Here is a 21,530-nt window from a genome sequence, read left to right as displayed (position 1 = left end):
GGGTCAGCTTCGGGCGCCGTCGGACGCGGCCGCGAGGATCATGACGGCAGCCTTCGGCGTATCCGCGACTGCGGATACGACCAGGAGGAAGGCGAACCGGAACATGCGGACGATCCTGTACGACGGCGGGCCCGGCGTCGAACGATTTTCCGCGCCGGACACCCCCCTACTCCCCCCGCTCCCCCACGTTCTTCAACGCCTCCCGCACCGACAGTGGGGCGAACCTCCCCCGCTCGCGTGCCAGAAAGCCCCGTACCGCGTCCGCGTCGGTCTTCGCGTACTCGCGCAGCGCCCAGCCGATGGCCTTGCGGATGAAGAAGTCGGGGTGGCCGGACTGGCGGAGGCAGTAGGCGAAGAGGCGGGCGGTGTCGGTGTGCCGGCGGTAGCGGAGTTGGTGGAGGAGGGCGGTGCGGGCGGTCCAGAGGTTGGGGTCGGCGATCCAGGCGTCCATGTCGGCGGTGAGCCGGGGGTCGGCGGCGACCAGGGGGCCGACGACGTGCGCGGCGAGTGGATCGACGGTGTCCCACCAGGACACGGTCTCGACGAGGTGCCGGACGACGGGCAGGAACGCCGAGGTGCGGCGGGCGACGTGGCGTCGCAGGTAGTCCACGGCGAAGTAGTGGTACTCGCGTTCGGGCAGCGCCCAGCAGCGCAGGGCGAGGGCGGTGCAGTCGGCCTCGTCGGGCCGGGGCACGCCCTCCAGGACGGTGCGCGAGAGGGCACGGCGGGCCGGGGCGGGGATGCCGAGGAAGGGGGCCGCGTCCTTCATGTACGCCCGCATCCCGACGGCCCGCGCGGGGTCGGCCGCGGCGCCGTAGACCACGGTGAGCCGGTCAAGGACGCGGTCGGCGAGGGCGCTGGGCGGAACGGCCGGGACGGCCGCACCTGTGACGGTCATGGAACGAACCATACGGCGATCACAGGAGTCCGTCGGTTAGTGTCGCTGGATGCTCGATGCCACCGACCGTTCCGGAGGCACCGCCACGGCCGTCCCCACGGCCACAGCCGCGGAGCTGACCGCTGCCACCGCCTCCACCGCTCTCGCCGTTCCGCCGTCGTACCGCCGCGGCCCGGGCGGCCGTTGCCTGCGGGCACTGATGTCGCCGTACACCCGGCTCTCCCTGCTGTTCGCGCTCCTCGCGGGTGCGGGCGCCGCCGTGCTGGTCTTCGATCCGCAGCGGCTGCTCACCCACGGCTGGCCGCCACAGCTCGGCGGCGCGGCGGCGGCCCTGGTGTTCGCCGCCGCGTACGGCCTGTGCACGGTGGCGTTCGTACCGCGTCCGCTGCTGAACCTCGCGGCGGGCGCCCTGTTCGGCTCGGTGCTGGGTCTGACGACCGCGCTGGCCGGGACCGTGCTGGGCGCCGGACTGGCGTTCGGTCTGGGCCGGATGCTGGGCCAGGACGCGCTGCGGCCGCTGCTGCGCGGGCGCTGGCTGAAGGCGGCCGACGGGCAGCTGAGCCGACACGGGTTCCGCTCGATGCTCGCGGCGCGGCTGTTTCCGGGGGTGCCGTTCTGGGCGGCGAACTACTGCGCGGCCGTGTCCCGGATGCGCTGGCTGCCGTATCTGCTGGCCACGGCGCTGGGCTCGATCCCGAACACGGCCGCGTACGCGGTGGCGGGGGCGCGTGCGTCGGCGCCGACGTCGCCCGCCTTCCTGATCGCCATGTCCGCCATCGCCGTCCCCGCGCTGGTCGGCACGGTGGTGGCGTGGCGCAAACGGCACCACTTCCAAGGGAATTGAGGGGGCGGGGAACGGCCGGGCAGGGGCCCGGGAGCGGGCGGTGAGCGGGCGGCCCCTGTGGCCGGTCCGTGATCGGGGGGCGCTACGCTGCCCTCGTCACATGATCACCACTTTCCCCCTCGCCACGTTCCCCCTCAGCGCTTGGACGCCCTGCTTTCATGTCTTGGTTTGAATCCCTCGTCCTCGGACTCGTCCAGGGGCTGACCGAGTTCCTGCCCGTCTCCTCCAGCGCGCATCTGCGGCTGACGGCCGCCTTCGCCAGCTGGAACGATCCCGGCGCGGCCTTCACGGCGATCACGCAGATCGGCACGGAGGCGGCGGTGCTGATCTACTTCCGCAAGGACATCGGGCGGATCGTCTCGGCCTGGTTCCGTTCCTTGTTCAACAAGGAGCTGCGGCGGGACCACGACGCCCAGATGGGGTGGCTGGTGATCGTGGGGTCGATCCCGATCGGCGTCCTCGGACTGACGCTGAAGGACCAGATCGAGGGGCCGTTCCGGGATCTGCGGGTCACCGCGACCATGCTGATCGTGGTCGGTGTGGTCATCGGCATCGCGGACCGGCTCGCGGCCCGCGACGAGTCCGGCGGGCGGCACCGCGCGCCCAAGCAGCGCAAGTCGCTGGAGGACCTGAGCGTCAAGGACGGTCTGATCTTCGGTCTCTGCCAGGCGTGCGCGCTGATTCCCGGCGTCTCCCGCTCGGGCGCGACGATCAGCGGCGGCCTCTTCATGGGCTACCGGCGCGAGTCGGCGGCCCGTTACTCGTTCCTGCTGGCCATCCCCGCCGTGCTGGCGTCCGGCCTGTTCGAGGTGAAGGACTCCCTGAGCGACGGTCATGTGGACTGGGGCCCCACCCTGTTCGCCACGGTGATCGCCTTCGCCTCCGGATACGCGGTCATCGCGTGGTTCATGAAGTGGATCTCCAACAAGAGCTTCATGCCCTTCGTCTACTACCGCGTCCTCCTCGGCATCGTCATCATCGCCCTGGTCAGCGCGGGCGTACTGAGCCCGCACGCGGCCGAGTCGGCGGGCTGACCCCGGAAACAGGTCGATACGGAGCGGCCGTTGACCACTCTCGTACCGATGTTGACCGTTTGAGACAATTTCTCGGTCACCTCTGACATGTCCCTTCCGTCAGCCCGATCAGGCATATGCCTCCCGGCCTGGGGTGTTCCCCGGAGCGTTGCAGCGGGGCGGTGACCAAGCCCCTACGGTTTGTGTAGCGGCCTGGTAGCGCACTGTCAGTGTCTGCCCCTAGGGTTGTCCGCATGTCCACCGATTCCACACCCCTCGGCACCACCCGGCCCGCCGCCGAGGTGAACGAGCAGATCCGCGCGCTCTGGCTGCGCGCGGGCGGAATCCTCTCGGCCCAGGAACGCGAGGAGTACGAACTCCTGGTGGTCGAATGGGCCGCGGCCGTACGCGATCAGGTCATCGAGGCCGCCTGACCCCCGGCACCCGAACCCCGGCGGCCCGAACCCCGCGACCGACCCGGCCCACCGGGCACGGCGACTCCCGCGCCCCGCGGCCGCGCTGCCCCGCACCCGCCCCCCTCCCACGGATAGGCGGGACGTCCATCCCTGGATAGAGTTTTCCCTTTACACCTGGTTGCGTCGGCACCTGTGCCGGTGGCGGCCGGAGCTCCTGGGGAGGGCTTGCAACAGATGAGTCGTCGTTCTGGTGACATGGTCGGTGTCTGGGCCGAGATGCAGCGGCAGCAGCAGCGGCAGACGGTGGCCGAGTCCAGACGGCGGTGGGAGGCCGATCAGCAGACGCAGGCCTACCAGATGCGGGCCACCCAGGGACACCGGGAGTTCCGCGCGGCGGAGGCCCGGCGCCGTACCGAGGAACTGGACGCGCGGGTCGCGGTGTTGCAGTCGCTGCTCGCCTCGGGCTGCGAGGCACCGGCGTTCCGGACGGCCTCCCTGCTGCGCCCCGAAACCGTCGAACCGTTCGCGCCGGGCGCCCTCGCCGTGCCGCTGACCCTGCCCGACCCCGCGCACTACCAGGCCACCGGCGGCTGGCACACCGGCCAGGCGCAGGCCGAGGCCCGCGCCCGCTTCGAGCACGACTGGTACGCCGCCCAGGAGGCGGAGAACCAGCGTCAGCGGCAACTCGCCGCCTACCAGCGGGAGTACCAGCGGTGGGCGGACGCCCGGCTCGCGGAGACCCGTCAGTACAACGCCGGGGTACGGGAGTTGACCGACGGCGTCCGGCGCCGCGACCCCGAGACCGTCGTCCAGTTCTTCACCGCCGCGCTCTACGCCTCGACGGCCTGGCCGGAGGACTTCCCCCGCCGGGTCGCGGCGGCCTACGACACGGCGGCGTCCCAACTCGTCCTGGACTGGGAACTCCCCGGCTACGACGCCGTACCGGAGGCCAAGTCGGTGCGGTACATGTACAACCTGGACCAGGACAAGGAGGTCGCCCGCCCCGTCACACAGCGCCGCGCCCTCTACCGCGACCTCCTCGCACAGTGCGTGCTGCTGGTCCTGCACGAGCTGTACGCGGCCGACGAGTCCGGGGTGCTGGAGTCGGTGGTGCTCAACGGGCTGGTGGACGGCCACGATCCGACCACGGGCCGTCCGGAGCGGATGTGTCTGGCGACCGTGCGGGCGGACCGCACGACGTTCCGGGAGCTGCGGCTCGCCCAGGTGGACGCGGCCAGTTGTCTCACCGACGCGCTGCACGGACAGCTCTCCGGCCGCCCCGACCAGCTCACCGCCGTACGGCCCGGCCGCCGCCCGGAGGAGGTCGGCAACCGGGTGGTCGCGCACGGCGGGGACACCGAGCCGGACCTGCTCGGGATGGACCCGCTCGCGTTCGAGGACCTGGTGGCCGAGCTGTTCCGGGCGATGGGGATGGAGGCGGTCACCACCCGGCGCTCCGGGGACGGCGGGGTGGACGTGGACGCGCTCGACCCGACACCGATCCGGGGCGGCAAGATCGTCGTCCAGGTCAAGCGGTACCGGAACACCGTGCCGCCGTCCGCCGTGCGCGATCTGTTCGGCACTGTGCAGGACCGGGGTGCCAACAAGGGCGTGCTGGTGACCACGTCCCGGTTCGGGCCCGGTTCGCACACCTTCGCCAACGGCAAGCCGCTGGAGCTGATCTCCGGGCCCGAACTGGTCGATCTGCTGCACCGGCACGGGCTGCGCGGGCGGCTCGGCGACGGCACCCCGAGCCGGACGGTCCAGCCCACGCCCACGGTCCCCGACCTGCGGCTGCCCGAGGACTACAACATCCTCGGCATGGCCTGGACGGGCTCCGTGGCGCTGGACGTCTGCGCGCTGGTCTGCCGGGGCAACAAGGTGCTGGGGGACGAGCACTTCGTCTTCTACAACAACCCGAGCACCCCGGACGGTTCGGTCCGCACCCTGACACCGACCGCGCCCGACAAGGCGGCCGTGTGCGTCGCGTTCGACGGACTCCCGCCCGAGGCCGACCGGTTCGTCCTGGTGGCCGCCGTCGATCCCGAGGTCAACGCGGACGCCGACCTCTCCGGCTTCACCGACGCCCGCATCCGCCTCCTCGACCCCGCGCTGACCGAACTCGGCGAACTCGCCGTCTCCGACGGCCGCCCCGGCGAGACCGCCCTCGTCCTCGGTTCCTTCCGCCGCCGCGCGGGGGACGACTGGGACTTCGTCCTCGGCGGCCGGGGGTACACCGGCGGCCTGGAGGAACTGGTCCGGGACTTCGGGATCGAGGTGGACTGACCGGCCGTCCCTCCGGGCCGGGGTCCGGTCACCGCCGCCCGCCGCCGTACCCGCCCCGCCTGTCGCACTCCCGCTCCCCCACGCACACTGGAGCCAGAGCTGGGTAGGGAGGCTCGTATGCGGTGGACGGAGTGGTGGGCGGGGTCCGGCTGGCGGCGGGGCGGGGTGGCCGTGGTGGCGGGGGCGCTCCCGGCGCTCGCCTTCCCGGCACCCGCGTGGTGGTGGTTCGCGTATGTCGCGCTGGTCCCGTGGGTGCTGCTGATCCGGTCGGCGCCGAGCGGGCGGCGGGCCGCGCTGGACGGCTGGTGCGGTGGCCTGGGGTTCATGGTGGCCGTGCACCACTGGCTGCTGCCGAGCCTGCACGTCTTCATCTTCCTGCTCGCCGCGCTGCTGGGCCTGCTGTGGGCGCCGTGGGCCTGGCTGGTGCGCCGCCTGCTGGGCGGGGTGCCGTCGCCGGGCCGATGCGCGGTGGCCGTGCTGGTGCTGCCGTCGGCCTGGCTGATGGTGGAGCTGGTGCGGTCGTGGCAGGGGCTCGGCGGGCCGTGGGGCATGCTCGGCTCCAGCCAGTGGCAGGTGGGCCCGGCGCTGCGGCTGGCCTCGGTGGGCGGGGTGTGGCTGCTGAGCTTCCTGGTGGTCGCGGTGAACGTGGCCGTGGCCGTGCTGGTCGCGGTGCGCGGTGCCCGGGTCCCGGCCGTCGCCTCGCTGGTCGCCACGGCCGCCGCGACCTCGGCGGCCTGGGTGTGGGCGCCGCGCCCGGACGTGGACGGGCGGGTCCGGATCGCCGTGGTGCAGCCGGGCATGGTGGACGGCCGGGACAGCGGCGAGCGGCGGTTCGCGCGTGAGGAGGAGCTGACCCGACGGCTCGTCGGCCAGGACGTCGATCTGGTCGTCTGGGGCGAGTCCAGCGTCGGCGCCGACCTGGCGGCCCGTCCCGATCTGGCCCGGCGGCTCGCCGCGCTGTCCCGCGCGACCGGCGCGGACATCCTGGTCAACGTGGACGCGCGCCGCTCGGACCGGCCCGGCATCTACAAGAGTTCGGTGCTCGTCGGCCCGGACGGTCCGACCGGCGACCGGTACGACAAGATGCGCCTCGTCCCGTTCGGTGAGTACATACCGGCCCGTTCGCTGCTCGGCTGGGCCACCTCGGTCGGCAAGGCCGCCGGGGAGGACCGGCGGCGCGGGGACGCGCAGGTGGTGATGAACGCCGGGCACGGGCTGCGGATCGGCCCGCTGATCTGCTTCGAGACGGCGTTCCCGGACATGAGCCGGCACCTCGCGGCGGACGGCGCCGACGTACTGCTCGGCCAGTCCTCCACCTCGTCGTTCCAGCGGAGCTGGGCACCGGAGCAGCACGCCTCGCTGGCCGCGCTGCGGGCCGCCGAGACCGGCCGCCCGATGGTGCACGCCACCCTGACCGGCGTGTCCGCCGTCTACGGCCCGTCCGGACAGCCCCTCGGTCCGTGGCTCGGTACGGACGCGAGCACCGCCCGCGTGTACGACGTACCGGTGGCGCGCGGGGTCACGCCGTACGTCCGCTTCGGGGACTGGCCGGTGCACGGCGCGCTGCTGGTGCTGGCCGCGCTCGGGGCGGCGGAGGCGCTGCGGGCGGTCAGGCCGCGCCGGTCGGGTCCTGAACCGCTCGTACCACCCGCTCGCACAGTTCGTGGGTCGCCAGCGCGTCCAGGGCGCTGACCGGGCGGCCCGCGCGGACGGCGTCCAGGAAGGCGAGGGCGGCCTGTTCGATGCCGCGCTGCCGGGGCACCGGCACCCAGTCGCCGCGCCTGCGCACACTCGGCTGGCCCTTGTGATCGACGACCTCGGAGAGGTTGAGCACCTGCCGTTTGGTGTCCTGCCCGGAGATCTCCAGGATCTCCTCGGCCGACCCGCTGAGCCGGTTCATCACCCCGAGCGCGGTGAACCCCTCCCCGGAGAGCTGGAGCACCACGTGGTGCAGCAGCCCGCCTCGGGTACGGGCGCGGACGGTCACGTCGTCCACCTGGCCCGGCACCAGGAACCGCAGGGTGTCCACGACGTGGATGAAGTCGTCCAGGATCATCGCGCGCGGTTCCTCGGGCAGGCCGACCCGGTTCTTCTGGAGCAGGATCAGCTCGCGCGGGTGGTCGAGGCACTGGGCGTAGGCGGGCGCGTAGCGGCGGTTGAAGCCCACGAAGAGCGGGATGCCGTCGCGTTCGGCACGCTCCACCAGGCGTGCGGAGTCCGCGAGTTCGTAGGCGAGCGGCTTGTCCACGTAGGTGGGGACGCCCGCGTCGAGGAGGCGGGTGACGATCTCGGGGTGGACGTCGGTCGGGGCGTGCACGAAGGCCGCGTCGAGTCCGGCGTCGAGCAGCGAGTCCAGGGTGGCGTGCCGCCGGTCGTCCGGCAGGTGCAGGGCGTCCGCGACCCGGTCCAGGGTGGCGGGGGTGCGGATCTGGAGGTGGAGGTCGATGCCGGGCTGTGTGCCCAGCACCGGCAGATACGCCTTCCGCGCGATGTCTCCCAGCCCGATGCAGCCGACCTTCACGCGCGCTCCCTCGTCCGTCCTCGCCTGCGGTTCCGGTGACACGCCGTCACCCGTCCCGTGCCGTGCCGTGCCGTGTCGTGCCGTCCCGCACTCTCCGGAAGCCTACGGGGAGAGCGCGCGGGCCCGGGCCGGTGACAGCGGGGCCGACGTCAACTCGGGCACGCCGAGCCACCCGTACGGGGTAGGGAGTCACCCGTGCGGGCGCATCCGCCGCCGTTGTACGGGATCAACGCCCCGGTCGGCCAGCAGAGTTGCCCGCGTGCATCGAACCACCACCGCCGTGCTGCTGCTCGCCCTGGCCGTCTCGGTCCTGTCGGGATGCGTGACGGTACCCGACCCGGCACCCGCCCCCTCCCCCACGCGGACCGGCGTGGAGAACCGCGCGTCGGCGCCCCGGCCGGACGGCAGTGCCGTACCGAAGGCCGTGCAGGCCCCGGCGCGCGAGGCGCTGGAGACGACCGGGCCGTCCCCGCACCCGGCGACCGGCGCCCGGAAGTCCCGTCCCGTGCGCCACGCTCCCGCGCCACCCACGGCACCGCGCCACCGGCGCCCCGTACAGGCGCCGCCCGCCGCTCCGCCCGCCCGGCGCCACTCCGCTCGGCCCCGGCGGAAGCCGGTCGGCCCGCCCGACGCCGTGCGCTCGGTGCCGCGCTCCGCGACCGACGTGTGCGCGCTCGGCAGGAAGTACGGGGGCTGGCGCAAGGACAGCCCGGAGTCGGTCATCTGCCGCCGGACGTACGGGGGTTGAGGCGCGGGGCCGGTGCGCGGATCAGGGGGTGGGCCGCTGACGCGGCGGACCCCAGCCCTCACCGCCCGGCCTGCCCCCGCCTCCCGGCCGCCCTTCGCCCCCCGGCCTGCCGTCGCCGCCCGGCCCGCTCTCCCCGCCGAGGCTGGTCTCCAGTCTGCTGATGGCCGCCCGCACGCCCACCCCGTACCCGTCGTCGGAGAGCGCACCGGCGGCCAGCCGGGCCCGGCGGAGATGGCTGCGGGCGTCCGCCGCGCGGCCCAGCTTGGCGTAGTCGGCGGCCAGGTTGAGGTGGAGGGAGGGGAAGAAGGCGCGGGCGCCGGGCGGGGCGTCGCCGTCGTGGTCGTCGGTCAGTTCCTGTGCGGCGGACAGCGCGCGCAGGTCCCAGGCGAGTTCGTCGGTGGGGTCGTCCTGGGTGTCGGCCAGGTAGTGGGCGAGGGTGCAGCGGTGGAGCGGGTCCCCGGCCGCGCCCATCTCGGTCCAGAGGTCGAGCAGACGGATCCTGGCCTCCTCGCGGTCGCCGCCGTGGTGCAGCATGACGACCTGCCCGATCCGCGTCAGCAGCGCGTCCGGTGCCGTCTGCTCCTGTCGCTCCGCCACCAGATCCTCCGGGCCTCGACGGCCGTGCCGCCGGTCGTCCGTACCGGCCCCCGCCGAGCCGGGGTCCGTCCGCACCGACGCTAGCCGCAGGCGGCGGCAAACCGGGGCAGGCGGCCCCGTACGACACGGGAGCCTGCTCGTACGGGGCCCGTACGGCAGGGTCGGGGGCGGCGCCCCGCGTCGGCCGCCCATCAGCCCCTCGTCGGCCGCCCATCAACCCCCAGCTCATCCCAGATTCGGAATGGTCCAGTCGATCGCCTCGTGCCCCTGCGCCGCGATCCCCTCGTCGATCTGCGTGAACGGCCGCGATCCGAAGAACTTCTTCGCGGACAGCGGCGACGGGTGGGCGCCCTTGACGACGATGTGCCGGGTCTCGTCGATCAGCGGGAGCTTCTTCTGCGCGTAGTTGCCCCAGAGGACGAAGACGGCCGGGTCGGGGCGGGAGGCGACGGCGCGGATGACGGCGTCGGTGAACTTCTCCCAGCCCTTGCCCTTGTGCGAGTTGGCCTCACCGGCGCGGACGGTGAGCACCGCGTTGAGCAGCAGTACGCCCTGCTCGGCCCACGGCATGAGATAGCCGTTGTCCGGCACGGGCAGGCCCAGCTCCGCCTCGCGCTCCTTGTAGATGTTCCGCAGCGAGGGCGGGGTCTTCACACCGGGGCGGACCGAGAAGCAGAGGCCGTGGCCCTGTCCCTCGCCGTGGTACGGGTCCTGGCCGAGGACGAGGACCTTCACCTTGTCGTACGGGGTGGCGGCGAGGGCGGCGAATACCTCCTCGCGCGGCGGATAGACGGGGCCGTTCGCCCGCTCCTCCTCGACGAACTCGGTCAGCTCCTTGAAATAGGGCTGCTCCAGCTCGTCGCCCAGCACCTCGCGCCAGGACTCGGGCAGCATGGCGATGTCGGTCACGTCAACGTCCTCACGATGTGCGGTCACTTCACTGCTCACGAAGCTACACGCGACCACTGACAACGCGGTGCGGAGGCCGGGACGGGGTGCCTCCGCACCCGGATCAGGTGTTCCCGCAGACGCCCGTGGGCGCCGCTCCGGATCGGAACGGCGCCCACGGCTACGGCACCCGGCGCGGGTCGGGCCGACTCAGCCGACGCCCGCGTTGAGGAACAGCCCGCCGTCCACGACGAGCGTCTGCCCGGTCACCCAGGCCGACTGCTCGGAGGTGAGGAAGGCGGCGGCCCCGCCGATGTCCGACGGCACCCCGAGCCGGGCGAGCGGGTAGGCGGCGGCAGCCTCCTCCTCGCGGCCCTCGTAGAGCGCCTGGGCGAACTTGGTCTTCACGACCGCCGGGGCGATCGCGTTGACCCGTACCCTCGGCGCGAACTCGTGCGCGAGCTGCTCGGTCAGGTTGATCATGGCGGCCTTGCTGATGCCGTAGGCCCCGATGAACGGGGACGGCGCGAGCCCGGCGATGGACGCGATGTTGACGATCGCGCCGCCGTTCTCCTTCTGCCAGGCGTGCCAGGTCTTCTGGGCGAGACCGAGCGCGGAGATCACGTTGGTCTCGAAGACCTTGCGGGCCACGTCCAGGTCCAGGTCCGCGATCGGACCGAAGGCGGGGTTGGTGCCCGCGTTGTTGACGAGGAAGTCCACCCGGCCGAAGGCCGTCATGGCGCGCTCGACGATCTCGCTCTGGTGGTCGAGGTCGTGCGCCTTGCCCGCCACGCCGACGACCCGCTCGGCGCCGAGCTTCTCCACGGCCTCCTTCAGCGCGTCCTCGTTGCGGCCGGTGATGACGACCCGGTCGCCGCGCGCGACCAGCGCCTCGGCGATGCCGTAGCCGATGCCCCGGCTGGCGCCGGTGACGATCGCGGCCCGGCCGGAAGGCTCGGGGAGTTCAGTCATGTCCGTGTCTCCGTAAGTGTCCAGGTGGCCCGTGTCCCGTGGCCCGTGTCCGTCGGCGTGCCGCCGGTCCAGCTAGTCGAGCGGTCCACCGGCGACGTACAGCACCTGGCCGGAGACGAAGCCGGCGGCCTCGCCGGTGAAGAAGGCGATGGCGTTGGCGATGTCCTCGGGCTCGCCGACGCGCTGCACCGGGATCTGGGTGGCGGCGGCGGCCTTGTAGTCGTCGAAGCCCATGCCGACGCGGTCGGCGGTGGCCTTGGTCATCTCGGTGGCGATGAAGCCGGGGGCGACGGCGTTGGCGGTGATGCCGAACTTGCCCAGCTCGAGGGCGAGGGTCTTGGTGAAGCCCTGGAGACCGGCCTTGGCGGCCGAGTAGTTGGCCTGGCCCCGGTTGCCGAGCGCGGAGGACGACGACAGGTTGACGACCCGGCCGAAGCCCGCGTCCACCATGTGCTTCTGCACGGCCTTGGTCATCAGGAACGAGCCGCGCAGGTGGACGCCGAGCACGGTGTCCCAGTCCGTGACGCTCATCTTGAACAGCAGGTTGTCGCGCAGCACGCCCGCGTTGTTGACGAGGATGGTCGGCGCGCCCAGCTCCTCGACGATCCGGGCGACGGCCGCCTGGACCTGGGCCTCGTCGGAGACGTCGGCGCCGACCGCGACGGCCCGGCCACCGGCCGAGGTGATCCGCTCGACGGTGTCCTTGCAGGCGGCCTCGTCCAGGTCGATGACGGCGACCGCGTGCCCCTCGGCGGCCAGCCGTACGGCGGTGGCGGCCCCGATGCCGCGCGCCGCGCCGGTGACGACCGCGACCCGCTGTTCAGTGGTGGACATGCTGCTTCTCCTCGCCCTTGAGGGAACCCGGCGGGCCCTGGCGGGGAACCCTGCCGTGCGATGAGCGACCGCTTAGTACGCAGTGCGCACCCGTGACGCTAGAAGCCCTGGCACCCGGTGTCAACGGGACACCGGCGCGGTGTGATCCATTACCTCACCAGGAGCTCCAGCAACCGCTCGGTCTCGGCCACCGGATCGGTGGTCAGACCGGTGTGCACGGGGCCCGGCTGCACGACGGCGGAGCGCGGCGCGATCAGCCAGCGGAAGCGGCGCCCCGCGTCGTCCTGCGCCGCGGGTCCGGCGTCCTCGCCGCCCGCGCACACCCGCTCGACGGCGTCGAGCGCGGCCCGCACCCCGGCCACGTCCGCGGCCGGGTCCAGCGCCAGCAGCCGCGCCTCGTCCAGATGGGTCCGGGCCCCGACCCAGCCCCGCGCACGGCAGTACAGGACCACTCCGGCGTTCACGCACTCGCCGCGCTCGACACGGGGTACGACGCGCAGCAGGGCGTACTCGAACACGTCCCGTCCGCCGCCCTGTCCGGCCCGCGTGATGTGCCGTTCGACCACATGACCGGCCATGTGGATGTGGCGCTCGCTCACTTGCTCTCCTGGGGGCCGGTGGTGCCGGTGGTACGGGCCGGGGCCGGAATGCCGTCGATGCGCTCGTGGACGGCGGCGGCGCGGGCGAGCAGGGGACGCGCGTAGGCGCGGCGGAGGTCGTCCGGGGTGCCGAAGCCGGGTTCACCGGCCAGCCAGACGTCCGGGATCTCGGCGGTGACCTCGGTGAGCAGTTCCTCGGTGACGCGCGGGGCGAGGTCGGCGGCGGCAGCGGCGATGTCCGGCACGAACCGGGCGAGGGCGTGGTCGGAGGCGTCGTAACGGCGGTTCGCCGAGGCGTCCACGGAGGGCCAGTTGTGGTGCCAGATCATGGTGGCGCCGTGGTCGATGAGCCAGAGTTCGCCGCGGTGGACCAGGAGGTTGGGGTTGCGCCAGGAGCGGTCCACGTTGTTGACCAGCGCGTCGAACCACACGATCCGCCCCGCTTCCTCGGGGGTCACCGGGAAGGCGAGCGGATCGTAGCCGAGGGCGCCGGAGAGGAAGTCCATGCCGAGGTTGGTGCCGCCGCTGGACCGGAGGAGTTCCTGCACCTGCTGGTCGGGCTCGCCGAGGCCCAGCACGGCATCCAGCTCTACGGTGACCAGGCGGGGCATCCGGAGTCCGAGACGCCGCGCGAGTTCCCCGCAGACGACCTCCGCGACGAGCGTCTTGCGGCCCTGTCCGGCGCCGGTGAACTTCAGCACGTACGTGCCGAGATCGTCGGCCTCGACGAGCCCCGGCAGCGAACCGCCCTCCCGCAGGGGCGTGATGTAGCGGGTCGCGGTGACTTCCTTGAGCATCGCCCCAGGGTACTGGGGCGACGAACGGCCGCCGCCGTGTGAACCATCGGCGGCCCGCGGCCGTACTCCGGAGAGGACCGGCCCACCGCCCGCGCGGCGGCGTGCCGGACCGGCCCGACTGACGGCTCCGGGAAGGGAATCCCATATGACCAGCACATCGTCCACCTCGGGCAGGGGACCGGGCCGCCGTACGGTCATGGCGGCGGCCGGAGCGGTGGGCATCGCGGCCTCGCTGAGTGCCTGCGGCTCCGGCGAGGACTCCTCCGACGACGACGGCAAGGCCACGCCCGGCACCGTCCTGGGGAAGACGGCCGACATCCCCGAGGGCGGCGGCAGGATCTTCAAGGACGCGGGCGTGGTGGTGACCCAGCCGTCCGCCGGGACGTACAAGGCGTTCTCCTCGAAGTGCACCCACCGCGGCTGCGCGGTGAGCGGCATCAAGGACGGCGTGATCGTCTGCCCCTGTCACGAGAGTCACTTCTCCGTGGACGACGGCAGCGTGAAGAGCGGCCCGGCGACGGAACCGCTGCCGGAGGCGAAGATCGCGGTGTCCGGCGACGAGATCAAGCTCGCCTGAGCGGGGCGCGGAACAGGGCGGGGCGGGCAGGCCGGTGGGAACGGGAACCGGCCTGCCCCGGTGAGTCGTTGTGCGGGTACGCGGTAGGTCGGTACGCGGTACGTCGGTACTGGGACGGAAGGGGGGCCGTATGACCGTCGCCGAGCAGCGCCGGGGCCGGAGGATCATGATGAGCCCCGGCGAGCTGGACGATTTCCTGAGCACCCAGCGCACCTGCCGGGTGGCGACCGTCGGGGCGGACGGCACCCCGCACGTCAGCGCGCTCTGGTTCGCCTGGGACGGCGGCTCGCTGTGGCTGTACTCAGTGGTGCGCAGCCGCCGTTGGGCGCAGCTCCGGCACGATCAGCGGGTCGCCGTGATCGTGGACTCCGGCGAGGAGTACGACCAGTTGCGGGGCGTCGAGCTGTCCGGGCGGGTGGAGTTCGTGGGCGAGATCCCGCGCGTCGGTGAACTGCGCGCCGAACTCGACACGGCGGAAACCCTGTTCGCCCGCAAGAACTTCGGCCTGGAGGAACTCCCCCACGACGGACGGCACGCCTGGGTACGACTCACCCCGGAGAAGATCGTGTCCTGGGACTTCCGGAAACTGGGCCCGGTGTAGCGGCCAACCATTCGCCGTGTCAACCGAGTTGACCGGCCGCCGTACGCAGCGCATCGACCGCCGCCCGGATCGACGGGCGGCGGTCGGCGTCCGCCCGCCACACGGCGAACACATGCCGGCGCACCCGCTGGGTGAGCGGCACGGTGACGACTCCGGGCGGCACCGGGTTCCGCCCGAGCGCGGGCGCGATGCACACACCGAACCCGGCGCGTACGAGGCCGAGTTGGGAGTGCGTCTCACCGGCGCGGTGCGCGATGTTCGGCTCGATCCCCTTGGACCGCAGCGTGAACACCAGCCACTCGTGACAGAACTCGCCCTCGCCCCAGGTGATCCACTCCTCCCCGGCCAGTTCCGCGAGGTCCACCTCGGCGCGTTCCGCGAGCCGGTGCCCGACGGGCAGCGCCACATCGGCGGGGTCGTCCAGCAACGGCGCCTTCACCAACTCCTCGGGGACGGGCACCGGTTTGTTGTACCAGTCCAGCACGACGGCCAGGTCCACGTCACCGCGTACGACGGCGGCGACTCCGGGTACGGGTTCCAGCTCCCCGGAGCGGACCCGCAGCCCCGGATGCCGGGCGCGCAGTGTGGCGAGCGCGAGGGGGAACAGGCCCCGTGCGGCCGTGGGGAAGGCGGAGAGACGCAGCTCCCCCACGACCTGACCCCGATGCGCCTCCAGGTCGGACTGCGCGAGCTGCACCTGGGAGAGAATCCGTTCCGCGTGCTCCGCCAGCAACCGCCCGGCATCCGTCAGCCGCACTCCCCGCCCGTGCTTGGCCAGCAACCGCTGCCCCACCTCCCGCTCCAGCTTGCCGAGTTGCTGCGACACCGCCGAGGTCGTCACGTGCAACGCCCCGGCGGCCCCGCTGACGGAACCGTGCCGGGCGAGGGCGTCGAGGGTGCGGAGGCGCTCCAGGTTCAGCATGGGGGCGATCGTAGAGGCGGGGTCACCCCACCTCAGCCGCACCGGACTCGCCCACCGCCCCCTACGCGTAACTCCGCGAGGGGCCGGGCCCCGCCGCCCGCGCGATCTCCGCCGCCAGCCGGGCCGCCTCGGCGGGCCCCAGCGTCGAGACGGTGACGCGGATGCCCGGTGGGGAGGTGAGGCGGAAGCGGGCGCCGGGGGCGACGGCCCACCCGGCGTGGAGGAGACGGGCGACGGCTCCGGTCTCGTCGGGGACCGGAATCCAGACGTTGAGCCCGCTGCGGCCGTACGCGGGCACTCCGTGTGTGGCGAGTGCGCCGATCAGGGTGTCGCGGCGGACGCCGTAGGCGCGCGCCACCGCCCGCGCGTCCACCGCGCCGTCGCGCCACAGCACGGTCACCGCGCGCTGGAGGAGCAGGCTGACCCAGCCGGGGCCGAGGCGCTGTCGTCCGCGTACCAGGTCCGCGGTGCGGGTGTCGCCGGTGAGGACGGCGAGCCGCAGATCGGGTCCCCACGCCTTGGCGACGGAGCGGACGAAGGCCCAGGCGCGGGTGGTTCCGGCGAGGGGGTGGAGGGGCGCGTCCACGATGCCGTGGCCGTGGTCGTCCTCGACGAGCAGGGTCTCGGGGTGCTCGCGGAGCACCGCGCGCAACGCCCGCGCCCGCGCGGCGGTGATCACGGCCCCGGTGGGGTTCTGCGCCCGGTCGGTGACGATCAGCGCGCGGGCGCCTCCCCGGAGCGCGGCACGCACGGCGTCCGGAAGGGGGCCCTCCTCGTCCAGTCCGACCGGCACCGGGCGCAGCCCGAGCGCGGGGATCAGGTCCAGCAGGCTGCCCCAGCCGGGGTCCTCCACCGCGACCGTGTCACCGGGCCGCAGGTGGGCGGTGAGGACGCGCTCGATGGCGTCGAGGGAGCCGGACGCCACCATCACCGGTCCGTCGGGTACCCCGTCGGCGTCCAGGGCGGCGCGGGCGAGCCGGGCCAACTCCGGTTCCACGGGGGCGTGTCCGTACAGGACGGGCTCGCGGTCGCTCCAGGCGGCGGCCTGTGCGAACGCGTCCGCGAGACGGGGCAGCAGCGCCGGGTCCGGGCTGCCGCCGGACACGTCACGCACCCCGTCCGGTACGTCCGACCGCAGCACTTCGCGGCCCGTGGTGGCCGGTCTGGGCCGGACCCTGCTGCCCCGGCGCCCGGCGGTCTCGATCACCCCGCGCTCGCGCAGGGTGCGGTAGGCGGCGGCGACGGTGTTGGGGTTGACGCCGAGCGTGGTCGCCAACTCCCGCATGGGCGGCAGTGGTTGACCGGGTTCCAGCGCACCGGCACCCACCGCGCGTTCGACGCTGGCCGCGATCTCGGCTGCGCCGCGACCCTGGATCGGATACTCTCCTAGCACAAACATCATTATGCACTAGTGCAACGGAGGACGGCATGCAGGGGACCACCGCCGAGGGCACCCACGGGATACCGGCCCAGTCCGCCGCGTACACACCGACCGACCGCACCGTGCCCACGCGTTCCGCGAACCGGGCCTCGTACGACCGCGCGACGGTGCACGCGATCCTCGACGAGGGGTACGTCTGCCATCTCGGCTTCGTCCGGGACGGCGCGCCGGTGGTGCTGCCGACGCTGTACGGCCGGGTCGGGGAGCGGCTCTATGTGCACGGGTCCACCGGTTCACGCCCGCTGCGGATGACCGGAGAGGCGGACCCCGGTCTCGCGGTGTGCCTGACGGTGACCCACGTGGACGGACTGGTCCTCGCCCGCTCCGCGTTCCACCACTCCATCAACTACCGCTCCGTGGTGGTGCACGGCACCGCGTACGAGGTCACCGACCCCGAGGAACGACGGCTCGCCCTGGACGCGCTGGTCAACCATGTCGTCCCCGGTCGCGCCGCCGACTCCCGGCCCGCCAACAAGAAGGAACTCGCCGCCACCGCCGTCATCCGCCTCGACCTCGACCAGGTCTCCGCCAAACTGCGCACCGGCGGCGCCAACGACGAGCCCGAGGACCTGTCCCTGCCGCACTGGGCGGGCGTCGTTCCGCTGCGCACGGGGTACGAGGCACCGGTGCCGAACGCGGATCTGGCGGCCGGGATCGACGTACCGGAGTATTTGGCCGCACCCTGACCGGCGTGCGTACGACGGGTGCGTACGCACATCCATATGACAACCGGCTACCCGCTGCGGGCGGGCGCGGCGGGCATCGTAGAGCCACGCCCCGGACCGGCCGCGCCGGACACCCGGCGCGGCGCCCGGACCACTCGCGTGCCGGGACCACGCCGCGACCGCCCTCACGCGGCCGTTCCCCGCGCCGACAGCTCGCGTTCCGGGCCGCCGGAGGCGACGGGGTCCGCCGAGCCTCGGGCGGGTGTGGCCGACTGGGCGATGAAGGCGCCGAGCAGGACGACACCGCCGCCCAGGATCTGCGGCAGCGACAGATGCTCGCCGAGCAGCACCCACGCGAGGACGGTGGCGATGACCGCCTCCAGGCAGGCGACGACGCCCGCGACCTGCGGAGACAGCCGCCGAACGGAGACGACGCCGGTGATGTAGGCGGCGACCGTGGCGACGAGAACGATCCAGGCGAGCAGCGCGTACGCGGGTACGGCCGTGCCGTCCAGGTCGGCCGGGCCCGCCAGCACGGACCAGCGCATGGTCCAGGGCCGGGCGACGGCGGTCAGGACGAGGGCGCCGATGAGCAGGCCGTACGCGATGACGCCGAGCGGGTCGGGCGCCCCGTCGCCCGCGTCGCCGCCGTGGTCCGACAGAACGAAGTAGCCGACTTGGCAGCAGGCCGCGCCGAGGGCGAGCAGCAGGCCGAGCGGATCGAAGCCGAGCCCCGACCAGACCTCGACCACGCAGGCGAGCCCGCCTGCCGCGAGGGCGACACCGAGCGCGGCGGCGCGCGAGACCGGCCGACGCTGCACGAACCGCACCCAGCCCAGTACCAGCGCGGGCGCCAGATACTCGATGAGCAGGGCCACACCGACCGGCACGCGGGAGATCGCGGCGAAGTAGCAGGCCTGCACACCGGCGACGGCGAGCAGTCCGAACCCGGCGAGCAGTGCGGGCCGCCGCCGCACCAGCGCCCGGTGCCGTACCGCGACCGGCAGCATGACCAGCGCAGCCCCGGCCACCCGCAGCCACACCACGTGCAGCGGGCCGAGCCCCGCTTCGATCAGCGGCTTCGCCGCCACCCCGGACCCGCCGAACGCCAACGCCGACACGAGCGCCAGCCCGAGTCCTACGCCTCTGGTGCGGGGCCCACGCGTGTTCTCGGAGGTGTCCACCGGCTCATGATGACAAAGGACGTCAGGACCGTCACCCCCGTTGGCACCTGTCTCACGGGATGGACGGGCACGGGGTTCCGGCGGCGCTCAGAGAAAGGCGCGCCCGCCGGGAAGCTGTTCCGGCCGGGACCCGGACATCGGCTCCGCCCGGCCTTCCCCGGCGGCCGGCACCTCGACGGACACCCCCGCGTGGTCCAGCACCTCGACGGCCCGCGCACGCGGGTCCGCGACGAGCGCGCCGAGGAGATCGGTGCCGGACGCGTACCGGACCCCACGGCACCGGGCCCGCCGTACGGCCTCCCGCATCGCGTCGGCGGCGACGGGCGACCAGGCGCCCGCGTCCCACGGCAGGTGGTCACCGTCTCCTGCGGTCCGGGGTACGAGGGGCAGCGCGCCGGAGTCCTCGACACTGCCCTGCCAGCGCAGGCCGTAACCGATGCTGCGCTGCACCAAGTAGCCGAGAACACGCGCGAGTTGCGCGGTGCCGCCCACGGCGGCGCGGCACTCGGGATCCGCTTCCAGGAGGGAGTGCAGCAGGTGAGCGGTGTCGATCTGCCGGTCACCGTCCCGCACGGCCCGGCGCCGGGCACCCGCGACCACCGCCGCCAGCGCGGGACTCGGCCCGGCGTCGCCATCATCGGGTGCGCGGGCCCCGTCCCGATCGGAGACGGACGGACGGCCAACTCTGCGGTGTTGCACGCCCCCCACCTCACCAGACCCGCGCTCCCCCGGTCATCCCCGACGGGAACCATCCCGCCCTCCCACGCTGAGTGGAGGCGGCGGGAGGGGTTGTCATCCCTACGGAGGAGATTCGGCCGGATTCACGGCAGCCGGGGCGGAGGCGTCGCAGGCGGCCCGATCTCAGCCGGGGCGGAGGCGTCGAACGCGGCCCGATCACCTCTCCCCGGAACCTCACCGGCGGCCGACTCGCCCGGCGGTCGTACCCGTCCCCGCCCCCGCGTCGGCACGGTCACGCTGCCGCCGACCGGCGGCGGCGTGACCCGCGACCCGGCGATCCCCGCCAGACGGCGCGCGTCGAGCCATCCGCCGGGGACCATCCACATCATCGACCGGCCTCGTCCGAGAGCTGCTCCTGGGGATGTCAGTCCTCGTCGGCGAGGATGAGGTAGAGCTTCTTGCGGGCGTCGTTGATGACTGTGAGCGCCTTCTCCCGCTGCTCCTTGGTACCGGTGTTCCAGACCTGGCCGAACGCCTGCATCAGCCCGAATCCGGCCTGCCGGATCTCGCCCAGTGCCTCCCAGTCCACACCGCGCGAGGCTTCCTCCCAGGGGGCGTCGGCTCCCTCTTCGGCGGCGCTGCGGCCCGACTCGGTGAGCGCGAACAGCTTCTTGCCGCCCTCGCTCTCGCTGACGATCAGACCCTCGTCCTCCAGGAGTTGGAGGGTGGGGTACACCGAACCGGGGCTGGGCTTCCACGCTCCGCCGCTGCGTTCGGCGATCTCCTGGATCATCTCGTAGCCGTGCATGGGGCGGTCCTTGAGGAGCGCGAGGATCGAGGCCCGTACGTCACCGCGCCGCGCCCGCCCCCTCGGCCCGCCACGCCCGCGCGGCCCCCAGGGTCCGGGCCCCCACCCCGGTCCACCACCGAATCCACCGGGCCCACCCGGCCCGGGCCCGAACGGCCCGAAAGCGGCCCGCCGCCCGTCAAACCCCCCGAACCCACCCCGCCCGAACGGCGCGGGCCCACCCTGCGGCCGCCCATGCCCATGTCCATGTCCGTGCTCAAAACCGTGGCCGTGCATCACGATCACTCCATCCCATCGTCGATCTGTCGCAGTGCATCGCGTTCGTTACGCGACACAGCAACGATATATCGGAAACAACCCCACCGACAAGCCCCCTCCGTCGGGCTTTGACCTGTGCCAGTGGATGTTGATCAATTGCCGGCGAAGGCCGATCAACTGAGTTCTGTGCCAGTTGGAGACGACTGCCCGTGGGATTCGTGACAGCAGAGGATGACCGCGGACGGCGACGATCACTCTGCTCGACGGGTCTGTAATGTGCGGCAATGACAAGAGGCGAGCGGCTCGCGGAGCAGTTGGACTGGCACTGGCGCAAGAACCTGCGGCCACGGCTGGACGGTCTTACTGACGAGGAGTACTTCTGGGAGCCGGTGCGCGGCTGCTGGAGCATCCGCCCATGTGGCCCGTCGGCCGCACCGATGTTGGAAGGTTCGGGGGAATGGACGATGGACTCCACGTACCCTGCCCCAGTGCCAGCGCCGGTGACCACGATTGCCTGGCGGCTGGCGCACATCATCGTCTCGTGCCTGGGCTATCGGGTCGGATGGTACTTCGGCGGCCAGGACATCGACTCCCAGACATTCGCCTACGCGGGGACCGCTGACGAGTCGCTGAAACAGCTCGATGAGATGTACAGGAGATGGAACGCGGGGGTCCGCGAACTCTCGGACGCCGAGCTGGACAATTCGCCCACTGAGGGTCCCGAGCGATTTCTCATGGAGAACAGGGTCCTGCACGTCAACAGGGAGCTGATCCATCATGGCGCCGAGATCTCCCTGCTGCGCGACCTCTACCGCTGGCAGGACGGGGCCGTACCGCGCCGAATATGACCTTCGGCAACCGGCGATCGAGCTTCGGAAACTTACGTGGGGTCCGTGACGCTCCAAGGAGTCCGTCGCTCATCGCCCGCCTCGCCCATGCCAACCACCTGATCCCCGGCTATCTGCGGATGTTTCTCTGCGAAC

At 72.8% G+C, this 21,530-nt stretch carries 23 protein-coding genes; 10 read left to right on the top strand and 13 right to left on the bottom strand.

All coding sequences use genetic code 11. From position 1 onward, the window contains the following. Positions 1–166 precede the first annotated feature (166 nt). Positions 167–898 carry a DNA alkylation repair protein gene (locus KUM39_RS18740; RefSeq protein WP_217786847.1) on the bottom strand — a complete coding sequence of 244 codons (732 nt, stop codon included), beginning with the start codon at positions 896–898 and terminating at the stop codon, positions 167–169. 49 nt (positions 899–947) lie between these two features. Between KUM39_RS18740 and KUM39_RS18735 the strand changes: the two genes are divergently transcribed. The 5 genes from KUM39_RS18735 (at position 948) to lnt (ending at position 7,149) form a co-directional block, all read left to right on the top strand. Further along, the gene (locus KUM39_RS18735) at positions 948–1,742 is read left to right on the top strand and encodes a TVP38/TMEM64 family protein (protein ID WP_217786846.1); all 795 of its coding nucleotides are present in this window, start codon (positions 948–950) and stop codon (positions 1,740–1,742) included. Between the two features lie 158 nt (positions 1,743–1,900). Next, positions 1,901–2,776 (top strand): undecaprenyl-diphosphate phosphatase, encoded by an 876-nt coding sequence (locus tag KUM39_RS18730; protein WP_217786845.1) that lies wholly within the window; start codon positions 1,901–1,903, stop codon positions 2,774–2,776. A 233-nt stretch (positions 2,777–3,009) separates the two neighbouring features. Further along, positions 3,010–3,189: a hypothetical protein gene (locus KUM39_RS18725; RefSeq protein ID WP_217786844.1), complete on the top strand. Its 180-nt coding sequence runs from the start codon at positions 3,010–3,012 to the stop codon at positions 3,187–3,189. A 216-nt stretch (positions 3,190–3,405) separates the two neighbouring features. Beyond that, positions 3,406–5,457 carry a restriction endonuclease gene (locus KUM39_RS18720; RefSeq protein ID WP_217786843.1) on the top strand — a complete coding sequence of 684 codons (2,052 nt, stop codon included), beginning with the start codon at positions 3,406–3,408 and terminating at the stop codon, positions 5,455–5,457. A 117-nt stretch (positions 5,458–5,574) separates the two neighbouring features. Then, on the top strand, positions 5,575–7,149 hold the full coding sequence (gene lnt / locus KUM39_RS18715; protein WP_217786842.1) for an apolipoprotein N-acyltransferase: 1,575 nt from the start codon (positions 5,575–5,577) through the stop codon (positions 7,147–7,149). Here the strand turns inward: lnt and KUM39_RS18710 are convergent. Beyond that, entirely contained in the window at positions 7,067–7,978 is a 912-nt protein-coding gene (locus KUM39_RS18710; RefSeq protein ID WP_217786841.1) for a Gfo/Idh/MocA family protein, read from the bottom strand. The two genes, lnt and KUM39_RS18710, sit on opposite strands and share 83 nt — an antisense overlap. Before the next feature lie 259 nt (positions 7,979–8,237). On the opposite strand from KUM39_RS18710, the gene KUM39_RS18705 reads away from it, so the two are divergent. Continuing rightward, positions 8,238–8,726 (top strand): hypothetical protein, encoded by a 489-nt coding sequence (locus tag KUM39_RS18705; RefSeq protein WP_217786840.1) that lies wholly within the window; start codon positions 8,238–8,240, stop codon positions 8,724–8,726. A 21-nt stretch (positions 8,727–8,747) separates the two neighbouring features. On the opposite strand, the gene KUM39_RS18700 is transcribed toward KUM39_RS18705, so the two are convergent. From KUM39_RS18700 to KUM39_RS18675, 6 genes are all read right to left on the bottom strand, one after another. After that, positions 8,748–9,323: a hypothetical protein gene (locus tag KUM39_RS18700; RefSeq protein ID WP_217786839.1), complete on the bottom strand. Its 576-nt coding sequence runs from the start codon at positions 9,321–9,323 to the stop codon at positions 8,748–8,750. 225 nt (positions 9,324–9,548) lie between these two features. Beyond that, positions 9,549–10,232 (bottom strand): uracil-DNA glycosylase, encoded by a 684-nt coding sequence (ung, locus tag KUM39_RS18695; RefSeq protein WP_217786838.1) that lies wholly within the window; start codon positions 10,230–10,232, stop codon positions 9,549–9,551. A 189-nt stretch (positions 10,233–10,421) separates the two neighbouring features. Beyond that, positions 10,422–11,183, bottom strand: coding sequence for an SDR family oxidoreductase (locus KUM39_RS18690; protein ID WP_217786837.1), 762 nt, complete (start codon positions 11,181–11,183; stop codon positions 10,422–10,424). Between the two features lie 72 nt (positions 11,184–11,255). Further along, positions 11,256–12,017: a 3-oxoacyl-ACP reductase FabG gene (fabG, locus tag KUM39_RS18685; protein WP_217786836.1), complete on the bottom strand. Its 762-nt coding sequence runs from the start codon at positions 12,015–12,017 to the stop codon at positions 11,256–11,258. A gap of 149 nt (positions 12,018–12,166) precedes the next feature. Then, positions 12,167–12,616, bottom strand: coding sequence for a DUF3037 domain-containing protein (locus tag KUM39_RS18680; protein WP_308288173.1), 450 nt, complete (start codon positions 12,614–12,616; stop codon positions 12,167–12,169). Then, positions 12,613–13,413 carry a HipA family kinase gene (locus KUM39_RS18675; protein ID WP_217786835.1) on the bottom strand — a complete coding sequence of 267 codons (801 nt, stop codon included), beginning with the start codon at positions 13,411–13,413 and terminating at the stop codon, positions 12,613–12,615. The genes KUM39_RS18680 and KUM39_RS18675 overlap by 4 nt, the downstream gene beginning before the upstream one ends. 145 nt (positions 13,414–13,558) lie before the next feature. On the opposite strand from KUM39_RS18675, the gene KUM39_RS18670 reads away from it, so the two are divergent. Then, entirely contained in the window at positions 13,559–13,990 is a 432-nt protein-coding gene (locus tag KUM39_RS18670; RefSeq protein ID WP_217786834.1) for a Rieske (2Fe-2S) protein, read from the top strand. A 130-nt stretch (positions 13,991–14,120) separates the two neighbouring features. Then, positions 14,121–14,591: a pyridoxamine 5'-phosphate oxidase family protein gene (locus KUM39_RS18665; protein ID WP_217786833.1), complete on the top strand. Its 471-nt coding sequence runs from the start codon at positions 14,121–14,123 to the stop codon at positions 14,589–14,591. Positions 14,592–14,610: 19 nt separating this feature from the next. Here the strand turns inward: KUM39_RS18665 and KUM39_RS18660 are convergent, their stop codons facing one another. Both KUM39_RS18660 and KUM39_RS18655 read right to left on the bottom strand, forming a co-directional pair. Beyond that, positions 14,611–15,513: a LysR family transcriptional regulator gene (locus KUM39_RS18660; protein WP_217786832.1), complete on the bottom strand. Its 903-nt coding sequence runs from the start codon at positions 15,511–15,513 to the stop codon at positions 14,611–14,613. 61 nt (positions 15,514–15,574) lie between these two features. Beyond that, on the bottom strand, positions 15,575–16,906 hold the full coding sequence (locus tag KUM39_RS18655) for an aminotransferase class I/II-fold pyridoxal phosphate-dependent enzyme (protein ID WP_217786831.1): 1,332 nt from the start codon (positions 16,904–16,906) through the stop codon (positions 15,575–15,577). A gap of 35 nt (positions 16,907–16,941) precedes the next feature. Here KUM39_RS18655 and KUM39_RS18650 point away from each other — a divergent pair, with 35 nt between their 5' ends. Continuing rightward, entirely contained in the window at positions 16,942–17,640 is a 699-nt protein-coding gene (locus KUM39_RS18650; protein ID WP_217786830.1) for a pyridoxamine 5'-phosphate oxidase family protein, read from the top strand. A 164-nt stretch (positions 17,641–17,804) separates the two neighbouring features. Here the strand turns inward: KUM39_RS18650 and KUM39_RS18645 are convergent, their stop codons facing one another. From KUM39_RS18645 to KUM39_RS18635, 3 genes are all read right to left on the bottom strand, one after another. Continuing rightward, positions 17,805–18,803 (bottom strand): EamA family transporter, encoded by a 999-nt coding sequence (locus KUM39_RS18645; protein ID WP_217786829.1) that lies wholly within the window; start codon positions 18,801–18,803, stop codon positions 17,805–17,807. Between the two features lie 87 nt (positions 18,804–18,890). Further along, positions 18,891–19,502, bottom strand: coding sequence for a Clp protease N-terminal domain-containing protein (locus KUM39_RS18640; RefSeq protein ID WP_372455783.1), 612 nt, complete (start codon positions 19,500–19,502; stop codon positions 18,891–18,893). A gap of 403 nt (positions 19,503–19,905) precedes the next feature. Beyond that, positions 19,906–20,565: a PadR family transcriptional regulator gene (locus tag KUM39_RS18635; protein ID WP_217786863.1), complete on the bottom strand. Its 660-nt coding sequence runs from the start codon at positions 20,563–20,565 to the stop codon at positions 19,906–19,908. Between the two features lie 266 nt (positions 20,566–20,831). Here KUM39_RS18635 and KUM39_RS18630 point away from each other — a divergent pair, with 266 nt between their 5' ends. Continuing rightward, positions 20,832–21,395 (top strand): DinB family protein, encoded by a 564-nt coding sequence (locus KUM39_RS18630; RefSeq protein WP_217786827.1) that lies wholly within the window; start codon positions 20,832–20,834, stop codon positions 21,393–21,395. Positions 21,396–21,530: the final 135 nt, after the last annotated feature.

It is taken from the genome of Streptomyces corallincola (genome assembly GCF_019104725.1).
In the GTDB taxonomy this organism is placed as follows: Bacteria; Actinomycetota; Actinomycetes; order Streptomycetales; family Streptomycetaceae; genus Streptomyces; species Streptomyces corallincola.
The sequence above is the reverse complement of the archived record's forward strand: the minus strand, read 5'-3'. Positions and strand labels throughout refer to the sequence as shown.